At 55.7% G+C, this 13135-nt stretch carries 15 protein-coding genes; 9 read left to right on the top strand and 6 right to left on the bottom strand.

The features are described from left to right. Positions 1-47: 47 nt before the first annotated feature. The 4 genes from AC236I_RS00320 (at position 48) to AC236I_RS00305 (ending at position 1997) form a co-directional block, all read left to right on the top strand. The gene (locus AC236I_RS00320; RefSeq protein ID WP_004869059.1) at positions 48-284 is read left to right on the top strand and encodes a type II toxin-antitoxin system CcdA family antitoxin; all 237 of its coding nucleotides are present in this window, start codon (positions 48-50) and stop codon (positions 282-284) included. A 2-nt stretch (positions 285-286) separates the two neighbouring features. After that, on the top strand, positions 287-595 hold the full coding sequence (locus AC236I_RS00315; RefSeq protein WP_048025274.1) for a CcdB family protein: 309 nt from the start codon (positions 287-289) through the stop codon (positions 593-595). A 115-nt stretch (positions 596-710) separates the two neighbouring features. Continuing rightward, a complete protein-coding gene (locus tag AC236I_RS00310) occupies positions 711-1613 on the top strand; it encodes an EamA family transporter (RefSeq protein WP_015585496.1) in 903 nt (300 codons plus the stop codon). 93 nt (positions 1614-1706) lie between these two features. Then, entirely contained in the window at positions 1707-1997 is a 291-nt protein-coding gene (locus AC236I_RS00305; RefSeq protein ID WP_032718427.1) for a YicS family protein, read from the top strand. A gap of 94 nt (positions 1998-2091) precedes the next feature. Here AC236I_RS00305 and AC236I_RS00300 read toward each other — a convergent pair whose 3' ends face one another. Next, positions 2092-3033, bottom strand: a complete 942-nt coding sequence (locus AC236I_RS00300) for a LacI family DNA-binding transcriptional regulator (protein WP_015585487.1) — start codon at positions 3031-3033, stop codon at positions 2092-2094. A gap of 294 nt (positions 3034-3327) precedes the next feature. On the opposite strand from AC236I_RS00300, the gene AC236I_RS00295 reads away from it, so the two are divergent. The 4 genes from AC236I_RS00295 (at position 3328) to AC236I_RS00280 (ending at position 7029) form a co-directional block, all read left to right on the top strand. Further along, complete coding sequence (locus AC236I_RS00295; protein WP_004869063.1) at positions 3328-3642, top strand: PTS sugar transporter subunit IIB; 315 nt, start codon at positions 3328-3330, stop codon at positions 3640-3642. 11 nt (positions 3643-3653) lie between these two features. Beyond that, complete coding sequence (locus tag AC236I_RS00290) at positions 3654-4979, top strand: PTS cellobiose transporter subunit IIC (protein ID WP_004869064.1); 1326 nt, start codon at positions 3654-3656, stop codon at positions 4977-4979. A gap of 134 nt (positions 4980-5113) precedes the next feature. Then, complete coding sequence (locus AC236I_RS00285) at positions 5114-5416, top strand: PTS lactose/cellobiose transporter subunit IIA (protein ID WP_004869065.1); 303 nt, start codon at positions 5114-5116, stop codon at positions 5414-5416. A gap of 227 nt (positions 5417-5643) precedes the next feature. Next, positions 5644-7029, top strand: a complete 1386-nt coding sequence (locus tag AC236I_RS00280; RefSeq protein WP_032725019.1) for a carbohydrate porin — start codon at positions 5644-5646, stop codon at positions 7027-7029. Between the two features lie 89 nt (positions 7030-7118). On the opposite strand, the gene phnV is transcribed toward AC236I_RS00280, so the two are convergent. The 5 genes from phnV to phnR all read right to left on the bottom strand — a co-directional run bounded on the left by phnV (position 7119) and on the right by phnR (position 11888). Continuing rightward, positions 7119-7916, bottom strand: a complete 798-nt coding sequence (gene phnV / locus AC236I_RS00275) for a 2-aminoethylphosphonate ABC transport system, membrane component PhnV (RefSeq protein ID WP_069476353.1) — start codon at positions 7914-7916, stop codon at positions 7119-7121. A 2-nt stretch (positions 7917-7918) separates the two neighbouring features. Next, positions 7919-8779 (bottom strand): 2-aminoethylphosphonate ABC transporter permease subunit, encoded by an 861-nt coding sequence (phnU, locus tag AC236I_RS00270; protein ID WP_015585483.1) that lies wholly within the window; start codon positions 8777-8779, stop codon positions 7919-7921. A 2-nt stretch (positions 8780-8781) separates the two neighbouring features. Continuing rightward, a complete protein-coding gene (gene phnT / locus AC236I_RS00265; protein ID WP_004869069.1) occupies positions 8782-9891 on the bottom strand; it encodes a 2-aminoethylphosphonate ABC transport system ATP-binding subunit PhnT in 1110 nt (369 codons plus the stop codon). Positions 9892-9896: 5 nt separating this feature from the next. Next, the gene (phnS, locus tag AC236I_RS00260; protein WP_015585482.1) at positions 9897-10910 is read right to left on the bottom strand and encodes a 2-aminoethylphosphonate ABC transporter substrate-binding protein; all 1014 of its coding nucleotides are present in this window, start codon (positions 10908-10910) and stop codon (positions 9897-9899) included. A 258-nt stretch (positions 10911-11168) separates the two neighbouring features. Continuing rightward, entirely contained in the window at positions 11169-11888 is a 720-nt protein-coding gene (phnR, locus tag AC236I_RS00255) for a phosphonate utilization transcriptional regulator PhnR (protein ID WP_015585481.1), read from the bottom strand. A 139-nt stretch (positions 11889-12027) separates the two neighbouring features. Here phnR and phnW point away from each other — a divergent pair, with 139 nt between their 5' ends. Further along, positions 12028-13131: a 2-aminoethylphosphonate--pyruvate transaminase gene (gene phnW, locus AC236I_RS00250; protein ID WP_032718431.1), complete on the top strand. Its 1104-nt coding sequence runs from the start codon at positions 12028-12030 to the stop codon at positions 13129-13131. Positions 13132-13135 lie beyond the last annotated feature (4 nt).

Here is a 13135-nt window from a genome sequence, read left to right as displayed (position 1 = left end):
TTTTTTCCGTATAATCTACACGTGTTACTAACACCTGGAGATTCCCCATGCCAGCCGTAAAACACAATAAGCAGAATGTCAGCGTGACGCTGGATCCTATACTGGTCAAACAGGCTCGTGAGATCGGCATCAATCTTTCTCAAACGTTGACGAGCGCTCTAAAAAGCGAAATCCACAGCATCGAAATGGCACGCTGGCAAAAAGAAAATGCCAGGGCAATCGACTACCTCAATGATTTAACAGAGGAAAATGGACTTCTCTCTGACGAATACAGGACGTTTTAACGATACAGTATTACGTTTATAAAAATACCGGTCGAATTACTGTGTATCCTTATCTCCTTGATGTACAAAGTGACATTATTGGAATGCGCAATACCCGGGTCGTGATCCCACTATTCCCGCTGAGAAATTACAAAGGTCCGCGCGCCGATCGTTTAACACCAGTTGTCACCGTAGAAGGGGAAGAATACGTCGTGATGACTCACGAACTCGCCAGCATCCCACAACGCGTTCTGGGGGAAGAGGTTTGTCATCTCAATCACCAACGTGAAGTCGTTAAAGCATCAATAGATTTTCTTTTTGACGGGATTTAACTTCTCCTGCCACTAAGCCCCATGCAGTTTGCTGCCCGACTACCATTTCCTGCCCGTTGCTCCTCGCTGGCTCATGCTATGATGCGTCCTTTGCGCTATTTCATTCGAGGAAAAGATGGGCTCCAGCAAAAAAGGGATGCTGAACGTATTGATAGCCGCGGTGCTATGGGGCAGTTCCGGCGTTTGCGCACAGTACATTATGCAGCAAAGCCAGATGTCATCGCCGTTTCTGACCATGACGCGTCTGCTGTTCGCTGGCCTGATTCTCCTGATGCTCTCCTTTGTGCACGGCGACAAAATTTTCCGCGTCCTGCAAAACCGCAAAGATGCCTTCAGCCTGCTGTTCTTCTCGCTGTGTGGCGCGCTGACCGTGCAGTACACCTTCCTGATGACCATCGAGAAATCGAACGCCGCGACCGCGACGGTGCTGCAGTTCCTGTCGCCGACCATTATCGTCGCCTGGTTTGCGCTGGCCCGCAAAACACGACCGGGGCCGCTGGTGCTGGCCGCCATCGGGACATCGCTGGCAGGCACGTTCCTGCTGGTAACCCACGGCAATCCCACCACGTTGTCCATTTCGCCGTCGGCGCTGCTCTGGGGAGTGGCGTCAGCATTTGCCGCCGCGTTTTACACCACCTGGCCGTCAACGCTCATCGCCCGATACGGCACCCTGCCGATCGTCGGCTGGAGTATGCTGCTGGGAGGGGCAATGCTGCTGCCGTTCTACGGTGGCCAGGGTACCCACTTTGTCGTCAATGGCCGTCTGCTGCTGGCTTTCTTCTATCTGGTGGTGATCGGCACTTCGCTGACCTTCAGCCTCTATTTAAACGGGGCACAGAAAATTGGCGGCGCGAAAGCGGGGATTCTCAGCTGCGCCGAACCGCTGAGCAGCGCGCTGCTGTCGCTCATGCTACTGGGCATCACCTTTACGCTACCGGACTGGCTCGGTACGCTGCTGATTCTTTCCTCCGTGGTGCTGATCGCCGTGGATTCCCGACGCCGGGTTCGGGTAGCATAGATCTGATTTTAAACAACTTAACTTCCTGATAATTTGCGTGTTTCGCATCCTGCGCATATAGTTGACTGAAGCTACTATTTGAGGAGAAGCACCATGAAAGCGTGTTGGATATTGTGCCTGGTTACCACCCTCAGCGCGACGGCGGCCTGGGCCGAATCACCGCTGAAGAGCCTGCAGTTCGAGCAACAAAAGCAGCTGGTGTTGAAAGCGGTGAAAGAGAAATGCGCACCAAAAACGGCCCTGAGCGATACCGATTTTGCCAATAAAATCCTCGCCTCTCAGGCAAATCAGGAATATGTCCGGGAAGCCACGCTGGCGAAAGAGCGAAATAACCAGAAGGGTTATCAGGCAGCCATCGATAAAATCAGCTGCCCGGAAACATAATCGCCTCAGCTTTGCCGCCAACGCTTTGCCGTCGAACGGTGCCAGCGCGGCGGCCCCCCTGAAAAGCGCACGCGGCAGGATTCAGGAAGGGCGCTCAGCGCTTCGGAATAATTAAATCACCGCGCAACATGCTGCCGCCGAGCATCTGGGTTTTTTCCGTCAGCCAGCTGACGATGCGCGCCGCCATGGCGTCCATCGAATACTCAATCGCCGGAATGGTCGGAATGCCGGGCAGCTGTAACGATCCGGCCAGGCTGAATACCATGACTTTTTCCGGCACCGCCCGGTTGAACGCCAGCAGCTGCGGCACAATGTGCTGAGCCTGTTGCTCATCGGCAACCAGTAACGCATTGAAATTCAAGGTTGTCGCATTGTTCACCAGCTCCTGCACCGCCACCGACGGCGAGGTGCTGTCGAGGAATACCAGGTTGCGATTAAACGGCAGGAAATTTTTTTCCAGCGCATGTTTGTAGCCGAGCAAAACCTGGTCGGCAAAGCCGCTCCCTTCAGGATGAATTAACGCAATCTGTCGGCGCCCCTGGCTAATCAGGTAGTTACAGGCCGTTTCCGCCGCAAATGCGTGGTCAAACTGAATATTGTTCACCCCTTCGCTTTCCAGGCAGTCAATCAGCGCCACATCCGGCCGGTCAATATTTAATGGAAATCGCGCGCCGATAATCAACACATCATCACACAGGCCGCAGCTGAGCTCTTCGAGGGCGCTCATCACGCCGGCGCGCGTGTTGGCAAAGCGGAGCAGCAGATGCTTCTGATGCAGGCTCAGCTGTTTTTCCAGGGCATACAGATAGCTGGTCGTTTGATTAATATTATCCTGAGCACAAATCACGCCGATACAGCCGGTGCTCTGGCTAAGCAGCGACTGGGCTATCATATTGGGCCGGTAATTGAGTTCTTCTGCCGCCTGCAGTACCGCCTGACGGCTGGCCTCTTTGACTCCGCGCGAACCGCTCAATACCCGGGAGACAGTGGCTTTGGACACCCCTGCTAAACGTGATACATCATTGATTGTAGACATCATTATCCCCTGACAGGGCCCGTCCGATCCCTGTACATCCCCGGCCCTGAATCGCTTCAATTATAACCATCGCCAGTATATCCGTTTCCATTTTCATTTGGAAACCGATTTTCCGTTTCATGGAAAAACAGCGCCAAACCGGCCGAAATCTGTGAGCAAAATCCAATTAATTAGCGCTATAAGGAGAAGATCTTGACTGTCATCACAGTTCTGTTTTTTATGGATGGAAACCGGTTTCCGTCTGATATCAAATCATCCACGCAATAACTTTTTACATTTTGAGGATGAGTGTCGATGTTCAAGATTATGCTGTGCTGCTCTGCCGGGATGTCCACAAGTTTACTGGTCAGGAAGATGGTCGACGTGGCGAAAGAACGTAACCTGCCGGTGCAGATTGACGCCTACGGCGTTTCCGAATTTGACATGCAGTTTCCGCAGTACCAGGTGGTGCTTCTCGGCCCGCAGGTGAAATACATGTTGAAAACGTTGTCAGAAAAAGCCGCCTCCCTGAATATTCCGGTCCAGCCCATTAATGCCATGGACTACGGGATGCAACGGGGAGATAACGTCCTGGATTATGCGCTGTCGCTGATTAATCCGGCGCAATAAGAGGTGTGCAAATGAGCTCTCTGTATCAGTCCATGATTGCCGTGATCGAGCAATCTATTACTCCGCTGGCAGGACGCCTTGGGCAGCAGAAGTACGTTATCGCTATTCGCGATGGCTTCACTGCCGCATTGCCGTTTATGATCATCGGCTCTTTCATGCTGGTATTTATCTTTCCCCCCTTTTCACCGGACACCGCCAACGGTTTTGCCCGCGGCTGGCTGGATTTCTCGCAGCAGTACCGCGAACAGCTGATGCTGCCGTTCAACCTGAGCATGGGGGTGATGACCTTCTTTATCTCCGTCGGTATTGGCGCCAGCCTGGGACGCCAGTTTCAACTCGACCCGGTGATGTCCGGCCTGCTGGCATTTATGGCCTTTTTACTGGTGGCGGCCCCTTATGCTGACGGTAAAATCTCGACGCAGTACCTGTCAGGTCAGGGAATTTTCACCGCGCTGATTACCGCCATTTACTCCACCCGCGTCTACGCGTGGCTGAAACAGAACAACATCACCATTCGCCTGCCGAAAGAGGTGCCAACCGGCGTCGCCCGTTCGTTTGAAATTCTCATCCCGGTACTGGTGGTGATTGGTACCCTGCATCCGCTGAATCTGTTTATTGAAGCCCAGACCGGAATGATTCTGCCGCAGGCGATTATGCACCTGCTGGCACCGCTGGTCTCCGCTTCCGACTCCCTGCCCGCGATTCTGCTTTCCGTGCTGATGTGCCAGATTTTCTGGTTTGCCGGGATCCACGGCTCGCTGATTGTCACCGGCATTATGAACCCGTTCTGGATGGCAAACCTGTCGGCAAACCAGGCGGCTCTGGCAGCCGGTGCCGCCCTGCCGCACGTTTATCTGCAAGGTTTCTGGGACCACTATCTCCTGATTGGCGGCGTCGGGTCGACCTTACCGCTGGCGTTTCTGCTGCTGCGTAGCCGCGTGGCGCACCTGCGGACCATCGGCAAAATGGGCATCGTGCCGAGCTTCTTCAATATTAATGAGCCGATCCTGTTTGGCGCGCCGATCATTATGAACCCGATGATGTTTATCCCGTTCGTTTTCGTCCCGATGATCAACGCTATCCTGGCCTATGGCGCCACCCGTCTCGGCTGGCTGACACAGGTTGTCTCGCTGACGCCATGGACCACGCCAGCTCCTGTCGGCGCCTCATGGGCGGCTAACTGGACATTAAGTCCGGTCATCATGTGCCTCATTTGCATGGTGATGTCAGCGGTTATCTACCTGCCGTTCCTGCGCGCCTATGAACGCTCTTTAATGAAAACTGAAGTAGAAAAAGCAAAAAATACCGTACCGGTTGCCGAAACCGTTAGCCAGTAATCAGGGGAAATACCGCTGGCGGCCTGTTTTCCGTAAAATTTAAATAATAAAACATCACCATTCCCGGAATAATGCGAAAAAGGAATTTTCGCTATATTCTTTTAATAAGAAAGTTAATCACCTCAGGTAATATTATGATTGATCTAGAAGAAGCGGTAATGGAAATTATCGTGAATGCGGGACAGTCACGCTCATTATGTTTTGAAGCGTTACATGCCGCCCGTAGCGGAAATATTAATGAAGCCAAATTACTCCTGAATGAAGCCGACGGCTATGCCCGCCGCGCACACCTGATGCAGACCCGGCTCATCGAGCAGGACGCCGGTGAGGCGCACCAGCCAATGACGTTAATTATGGTGCACGCTCAGGATCATTTAATGAATTCACTGCTGGCGCGTGAATTTTCAGAAGAATTAATTCATTTATACCAGCGTTAATTTATATAAATACTTAACAACTGCGCCCGAAATAAATACACCAGCTAATCCTGGCGGGATGGCTATTATCTGAATATATCCGTCATATTTCAAGCTGCATGTGCGTTGGCTGCGCTCGCTTACCCGAATCACTGACCAAAGTAAGCTCATCGGGATTCACTCCCTTGCCGCCTTCCTGCAACTCGAACTATTTAGGATATATATGAATTATTAAAAGCGAGATAATTATGAAAACTGTAAAAATGCTGCCATTAGCAATGGCGGTCGTCGCCGCGCTGTGTCCAATTTCTGTACTTGCACAAGAATTTACTCAGGAACAAATTGACGCCATTGTGGCGAAAGCCGTCGATAAGGCGCTGGCCGACCGCCAGGCAAAAATGGACGCCGCCGCCGCCAGGAAGGTGGATCTGGAAACCAACCCACAAACTGCCGCCGCTTCGCCGGACATGGCGATTCCGTTTGGTCTGAAGTTTAGCGGCTACGCCCGCTACGGCGCCCAGTTCCAGAGCGGCGATCAGAAGTTCGTTGGCGTCGATGGCTCCTATAACGGCGCCTCGGCGATTGGTCGTCTGGGTAACGAAGGCAACGGCGGCGAGTTCCAGATTACCAAAGCCTTTAAGAGCAGCCAGGGCGCCATCTGGGATATCAACGTGATGTTCGACCACTGGAGCGACGAAGTTAACCTCAAGAAGGCCTATGTTGGCGTCACCAACGTGCTGGCATCCAATCCCGGCGCCTATATCTGGGCCGGTCGTGACTTCCACCAGCGTCCACAGCAGGGGATCAACGACTACTTCTGGATGAACCACGACGGCCAGGGGGCCGGGGTGAAAAACTTCGATATCGGCGGCGTTCAGTTCGATGTCGCCGCGGTTTCGCAGGTCGAGTCCTGTAGTCCGGAAGTCATGGCCGATGAGTCTAACCCGTCGCGCATCACCTGTACCGGCGGCTCCGGCACCGGCGACGACGGTCACTATGCGCTGACCACCAAAACCCACAACATTAAGGCCGGCCCCATCGATGTCGAGGTCTACGCCAACTACGGCTTTGACTCCAAGGCGGTGGACAACGACGCGCAGATTGATGCCTGGCAGGGCGGCCTGCTGTTGAGCCACGCCAACAGCGACGACAGCGGCGTGAACAAAGTTATCCTGCGCTATTCCGATAACGCCGATAACAGCGTTTACAACAAAACGGACGGGTTGACCACCGTCTACGCCAGCTTCGAAGGTAACTATAAGTTCACCCGGCAGGCGCAGGTCGAATACCTGTTGGCCTTCCATGACTATGACAACAGCAAGGACAACACCGACAACCGCAAGAACTACGGCGCCATCGTCCGTCCGATGTACTTCTGGAACGATGTGCACTCCACCTGGCTGGAAGCGGGCTACCAGCGCGTTGACTACGATCAGGGCGGGGATAACCACGGCTGGAAGCTGACGCTGTCGCAGAACATCGCCATCGGGATGGGGCCGGAGTTCCGTCCGATGCTGCGCTTCTACGTCACCGGCGGTCAGGTCGATAATAACCATACCGCGAAGGTGAACGGCACCCGCGACGAGCAGCTGGACTCCCTGAACGTCGGCGGCATGTTTGAAGCGTGGTTCTGATGCCATAGCTTGCCCCGGAGGCGGCGTGTGACGCCAGTCCGCTTGACAAGGTACCTCCCCCCGGTAAGCGTCACGCTACCGGGGAAATCTTATCTCAGGCTCAATCGGCGAGCGATGCGCTCAAGCTTAATCATCAGCAGCAGCGTCACCCCCGCCAGCACGATGGTCAGCGCCGAGCCATCGGCAATATTCCCGCGATCGGTCAGACTGAAAATGGTGACCGGCAGCGTCGTCCAACCCGGCGGATAAATCATTACCGTTGCCCCCAGCTCCCCCATCGACAGCGACAGACTGAGCGCCAGCGCGGAGATCATCCACGGCGTCATCAGCGGTAACGTCACGTAGCGCAGGCGATACCACGGCGAAGCGCCCAGGCAAGAGGCGACATTTTCAATATCCGGCGAAATACGCGCCAGCCCGGTGGAGACGTTGCTAAAGGTAAATGCCGAAATCAGGACAAAGTGGGCCGCCAGTACAATCCAGAAAGTGCCATTCATCCTTAGCGGTCCCTGACTGAAAGCCACCAGAATCCCTAACCCCACCGACACGGAAGGAATCGCGCTGGGAAGATAAAACGCCAGACCAAGATATTTTTGCAGCCGGGCGCTGAACTGGCGCAGAGACAGCGCCGCCCACATGCCACACAGCAACGCGAACATGCTGGCGCAAAACCCCACCACCAGGCTTGAGAACAGCGAATCCCAGGCCGCTCCGCGAAACGCATTCACAAAATGCCCGAAGGTAAATCCGGACGGCAGCAGGCCGTTCCACTGCTGACTCAGACTGGACATCAGGATCACCGACAGCGGCAGGAAGAAGAACCCGGCAAACAACACCACCGCCAGCGTTCCCGCCGCCGCGCGACCTTTATGCGACCAAATTAACATCGTTAGCTCCTCACGCCGGTACGCGCAGCCGCCAGCCGGTAGAGCATAAACAGCCCCAGCGACAGCAGAATATTAATCAACGCAATCATGCAGGCCACGCTGTAATCAGACTCAAGAATCGCCTTGCTGTAGACCATCATCGGCAGGGTGTTCACCCCTTTTGCACCGATAAACAGTACGATGCCGAATTCGTTCGTCGTTAACAGCAGACACAGACTGCCCCCCGCCATCAGCGCCGGCAGCGCCGCCGGGAAAATCACCTCAGCAATGACCCGCCACGGGTGGGCGCCGAGAATACTCGCCGCCTCCAGCTGACTTTTATCAATTTGCCGCAGTCCGGCCATCAGCGGACGCATGACCAGCGGCGTAAATACGGTGATTTCCGCCAGAATCACGCCCTGAATCGAATAGAGAAAATCCACCGGCGGCAGCGCAAAATCGAACAGCGACATCAGCGTGCCGTTCAGCAGGCCAGCCGAGCCATAAATAAAGGTGAAGGCGAGGGTGATAAGAAAGGTCGGCAGGGCGATAAAAGTATCAATCACCCGGCTAATCAGCTGGCTACCCGGGAACGGGATAAACACCAGAATCACCGCCATCAGGCTGCCCAGCACCAGACAGCCAAGCGTGGCAAAAACCGCAATTTGCAAAGTATTTAGCAAGGCGCCGATAAAGCGGCGGGACTCCATTACCTGCCAGAACGTCCCGAGGCTCAAATGGCCGCGGGTATCGCGCAACGCCTGTTCGGCGATCAGCAGCAGCGGGTAGAAAAACAGCGTCGCCAGCACCAGCAGCGGCAACAGGAGCCACAGGAAGGGACGCAGGTTCGGCAGCGGGCGCGACAGCGTTAACGTCTGCGACATCATTACACCTCAATCAGGACCGCATCGTTGGGTTCAAAGTAGAGCGCCAGCTTATCGCCCGCGCGCGGCAGCGGATTAACATGCGTCATTACGATACGCACCGATTCGCCGGCCACGTCGCACAGCAGATGGGTCAAATCCCCCTGCCAGTGTACTGACGTCAGCGTGGCATAAAGCCGGTTGCTGGCCGCCGAGCGCGGCGCCAGGCTCATATGTTGCGGGCGAATGCACAGCAGCTTGTTATTACCATGCTGTCCGCCCTGGCTGAAAGCCTGAACCAACCCGCCGCCGCAGCTGGCGCTGACCAGCCCTGGGCCGGAGGTATCCGTCAGCGCCGTGGCCTGCAGAATATTGGCGCGGCCGAGGAATTCGGCACTGAAGCGGTTAGGCGGATAATGGTAAAGCCGATGCGTTTCTCCATGCGCAATCATTGACCCGTCTTTCATAATGCCAATCTTATCCGCCAGGGTCAGCGCTTCGGTCTGATCGTGGGTGACATAAAGAATGGTTAGCTCCGGTAGCTCGCGATGCAGACGGGCTATTTCTTCCACCATGTTGTGGCGAATTTGCGCATCCAGCGCCGAGAGCGGCTCATCGAGCAGCAGCACCCGCGGGCGAACGGCAATGGCTCGCGCAATGGCGACGCGCTGCTGCTGGCCGCCGGAGAGCTGGTGCGGGTAGCGCGTGGCGTACTCGGCCATGCCCACAATTTTCAACGCTTCGGTCACCCGTTCACCGATCGACGCTTTCGGCTGCTTTTGTGCCCGCAGACCGAAGGCGACGTTATCCTCGACCTTCATATGCGGAAACAGAGCGTAGTTTTGTACCACCATGGCAAGACCGCGCTTGTAAGGCGGCAGCCCGGTCACATCCGTATCACCAATCAAAATGCGTCCACCCGCCGGCTGTACAAACCCGGCAATGGCCCGCAGTACCGTGGTTTTTCCGGATCCAGAGGGGCCAATCAGCGCCAGCACTTCGCCCGGCTCAATGGTCAGCGACAGCGGTTTTAGTACCACGTTCCCGTGGTACGCAACGCGCAGAGAATCGAGGGTTATCCCCGAAGTCCCCGTCATTGACGGGGAGTGGGAGGCAGTCGTTTTCATCAACATCAGGCTTACTCGCTGTCGGTCACTTTATGCCAGCGGGCAATATCCGCCGATAGCGATACGGCAACATCGTCCCAGTTCGGTTCCCAGCTTGTCACGCCGTCGAGCGCCGCTTTTGCCGCCCGATAGTTACTGTCAGTTGGCGTCACATCGCTACGCACCGGCAGGCCCCAGGAGAGCGCGCTGACGCTGCTTTGCGCCTGCTTATCAAGCAGGAAGTTAATCAGCTTTTTACCGTTTTCACTCTGCGGCCCGTTCTGGACCAGACCAATGGTATACGGCAGGGCCAGCGCGCTGCGCTCGCCCTTATCGTCCGCCGGCCAGAAGATTTTCACATTCGGGTTTCGCGCAATTTGCGACAGGTTCATCTGCAGGTCGCCGTTCGCCACAAACAGTTCACCTTTATTCACTAACGCGGTCAGCTTGCCGGTAGAGGCGGACGGGCCGACGTTATTGGCCTGCAGTTTCCCGAGATAGGCAAACCCGGCCTCTTTGCCGCCGAGGCTGTGAAAGGCCTGCAGCATTACCGCAGTACCGTCACCGGCCTGGCCCGGCGTCGAGTACTGCAATTTGTTTTTGTAGCGACTGTCCAGCAGTTCCTGCCAGCTGGCCGGGGCGGTTTTCAGCAGTTGGCTGTTGTAGATAAAAGTCAGGTAGTTATTCACCAGCGGCGAGTAACGGGCATTGGCGCCGGGAATGTGTTCGCTGCCCTGCGGCGTAAACTCAGCCAACAGATTTTCTTTGCTGGCACGCTGGATAAACGGCGGAACGGTTACCAGCACGTCGGCCTGCGGGTTGGTACGCTCCTTCGCCAGCCGCTCAACGATTGCGCCAGAGCCGCCTTCCACATACTGCACTTTGATGCCCGTCGCTTTGGTAAAGGCGTCGAACTGGTTCTGATACCAGCTGTTATCGCCGTCATGCAGGCCATCAGCGGAATAAACGGTGACCACCCCATCGGCCCAAACCGGGGAACTGGTCAGCGCGAAAACGGACAGCAGAGCAAGTCGGGAAAGTTTCATCGTGTAAGCCTCATCGGATGGTGATTTTAAATGGTCTATACCAGATTGATTGTCACGCTACCGGGGATTTATGACAAAACGATGAATGCGCGGTGTCAAAAAGATGAAAGGCGGAAGGAGAGCGACGGGGTAAAACCGATGCAGGCATTTCCCCTGGAGGCGGCGCCGGCCGCGCCTTGTCAGGCCGGCCTGACGGTGGTGAACCGGAGCCCCGGTCAGCGTAATGCCGCCGGGGAGCGCCTCACAGGAACAACAAAATTAGTGGGTATCGACTTCGATGCGCAGGCTATCGTGACGCCAGTACTCGATATCGTAATCCAGGATACGCCCGTGCTGATCGTAATTCAGACGGCGCAGCAGCAGTGCCGGACGCCCTTCCATCACCCCCAGCGCCTCCGCCGCCTGCGGTGGCATGGAGGTTGGATAGAATGACAAATGCATACTGGTATATATCAGGTCGTAATGAGCCTGATAAATCTCGGTCAGGCTGCCGTTCAGATCGTGGCGCAGCAGCTCCGGCACTCGCGCCGGCAGGCAGTGGTTTTCGCTGTAGCAAATCGCCCGTCCGTCGGCATACCGCAGGCGCGTCAGCAGATAAACCTGATCGAACGGCTGCAGCGCCAGCGGCGCCATCACATCAAGCGGCACCGCGGCCAACCGACCGTTTAGCAAAACCGTTTTCGGCTCTCGCCCCTGCTCCAGGCATAGCTTATGGAAGTTGGTGTTTTGCGTCGGATCCAGCCACAGGCGCTCGGGGGTCACAAACCAACCGCGGCGATCTGCACGATAAATCACGCCGCTGGCTTCCAGCTGCGCCAGGCTCTCGCGCACCGTAATCCGCGTGGTATTGAAAATAGCGCACAGCTCGCGTTCTGAGGGCAGTTTATCGCCGCTTTTTAACGCCCCGTTTTCGATACGAGCCTGTAATTGCGCCTTAATCAGCAGGTATTGCGGCGTTTCGCCAGAGGGTGATTTCATGTTGACTCGCAAACAGATTTGATAGCGCCATTATACCCATGGAGATGAATTTTTTGTTGCAGCACGATCTTTTCTTTGACCTTTGGCATCTCTTATCAGCATCATAATATCAATCTGGTATAGACCAATGGTGAGATAAATGACTTCACGCAATTACCTGCTACTGACCCCCGGCCCGCTGACCACCTCCCGTACGGTAAAAGAGGCCATGCTGTTCGATAGCTGTACCTGGGATGATGATTACAATCTCGGCGTAGTACAAACCATTCGCCAGCAGTTGGTACGGCTGGCTACCCCGGCCGAAGGCTACACCTCGGTTCTGCTGCAGGGCAGCGGCAGTTACGCGGTCGAAGCGGTACTCGGGAGCGCAATCGGCCCGCAGGGCAAAGTGCTGATCATCAGCAACGGGGCCTACGGGGCGCGGATGATTGAAATGGCGGAAATGATGGGCGTTGCCTGTCACCCGTATGACTGCGGCGAAGTCGCCCGTCCAGACGTCGCAGCGATCGAACGGATCCTCCAGACGGACCCGGCGATCACCCATATTGCTATGGTTCATAGCGAAACCACGACCGGGATGCTTAACCCCATCGAAGAGGTGGCGGTTCTGGCACAGCGCTATGGTAAACGCTACATCGTGGATGCCATGAGTAGCTTCGGCGGTATTCCGCTGGATATCGCCGCGCTGAACATCGATTACCTGATTAGCTCTGCCAACAAATGCATTCAGGGCGTGCCGGGATTCGCTTTCGTCATTGCCCGCGTGAGCGAACTGGAGACCTGTAAAGGCCGCTCGCGCTCGCTGTCTCTGGATCTGTATGCCCAGTGGCGATGCATGGAAGATAACCATGGAAAATGGCGCTTTACCTCCCCCACCCACACCGTGCTGGCTTTTGCCCAGGCGCTGAAAGAGCTGGCCGAAGAGGGCGGCGTGGTCGCACGCCACCAGCGCTATAGCGCCAACCAGCGCCGTCTGGTCGCCGGGATGCGTGCGCTGGGCTTCCAGCCGCTGCTGGACGACAGCCTGCATTCACCGATCATTACCGCGTTTTACTCTCCGGACGCGCCGCAGTACCGCTTCAACGCGTTCTATCAGAAGCTGAAAGAGCAGGGCTTCGTTATCTACCCGGGCAAAGTCTCGCAGAGCGACTGTTTCCGTATTGGCAATATTGGCGAGGTGTATGCCGCCGACATTACCGCCCTGCTGACCGCTATCGACAACGCCATGTACTGGACTCACTAAGGAA

It is taken from the genome of Klebsiella sp. Sb-30 (assembly GCF_057652795.1).
The sequence above is the reverse complement of the archived record's forward strand: the minus strand, read 5'-3'. Positions and strand labels throughout refer to the sequence as shown.

Excerpts from the sequence above, each read along its gene's own strand:
- AC236I_RS00320 (WP_004869059.1), top strand. The coding sequence starts at position 48 with ATGCCAGCCGTAAAACACAATAAGCAGAATGTCAGCGTGACGCTGGAT.
- AC236I_RS00310 (WP_015585496.1), top strand. The coding sequence starts at position 711 with ATGGGCTCCAGCAAAAAAGGGATGCTGAACGTATTGATAGCCGCGGTG.
- AC236I_RS00305 (WP_032718427.1), top strand. The coding sequence starts at position 1,707 with ATGAAAGCGTGTTGGATATTGTGCCTGGTTACCACCCTCAGCGCGACG.
- AC236I_RS00300 (WP_015585487.1), bottom strand. The coding sequence starts at position 3,033 with ATGTCTACAATCAATGATGTATCACGTTTAGCAGGGGTGTCCAAAGCC.
- AC236I_RS00295 (WP_004869063.1), top strand. The coding sequence starts at position 3,328 with ATGTTCAAGATTATGCTGTGCTGCTCTGCCGGGATGTCCACAAGTTTA.
- AC236I_RS00290 (WP_004869064.1), top strand. The coding sequence starts at position 3,654 with ATGAGCTCTCTGTATCAGTCCATGATTGCCGTGATCGAGCAATCTATT.
- AC236I_RS00285 (WP_004869065.1), top strand. The coding sequence starts at position 5,114 with ATGATTGATCTAGAAGAAGCGGTAATGGAAATTATCGTGAATGCGGGA.
- AC236I_RS00280 (WP_032725019.1), top strand. The coding sequence starts at position 5,644 with ATGAAAACTGTAAAAATGCTGCCATTAGCAATGGCGGTCGTCGCCGCG.
- phnV (WP_069476353.1), bottom strand. The coding sequence starts at position 7,916 with ATGTTAATTTGGTCGCATAAAGGTCGCGCGGCGGCGGGAACGCTGGCG.
- phnU (WP_015585483.1), bottom strand. The coding sequence starts at position 8,779 with ATGTCGCAGACGTTAACGCTGTCGCGCCCGCTGCCGAACCTGCGTCCC.
- phnT (WP_004869069.1), bottom strand. The coding sequence starts at position 9,891 with ATGTTGATGAAAACGACTGCCTCCCACTCCCCGTCAATGACGGGGACT.
- phnS (WP_015585482.1), bottom strand. The coding sequence starts at position 10,910 with ATGAAACTTTCCCGACTTGCTCTGCTGTCCGTTTTCGCGCTGACCAGT.
- phnR (WP_015585481.1), bottom strand. The coding sequence starts at position 11,888 with ATGAAATCACCCTCTGGCGAAACGCCGCAATACCTGCTGATTAAGGCG.
- phnW (WP_032718431.1), top strand. The coding sequence starts at position 12,028 with ATGACTTCACGCAATTACCTGCTACTGACCCCCGGCCCGCTGACCACC.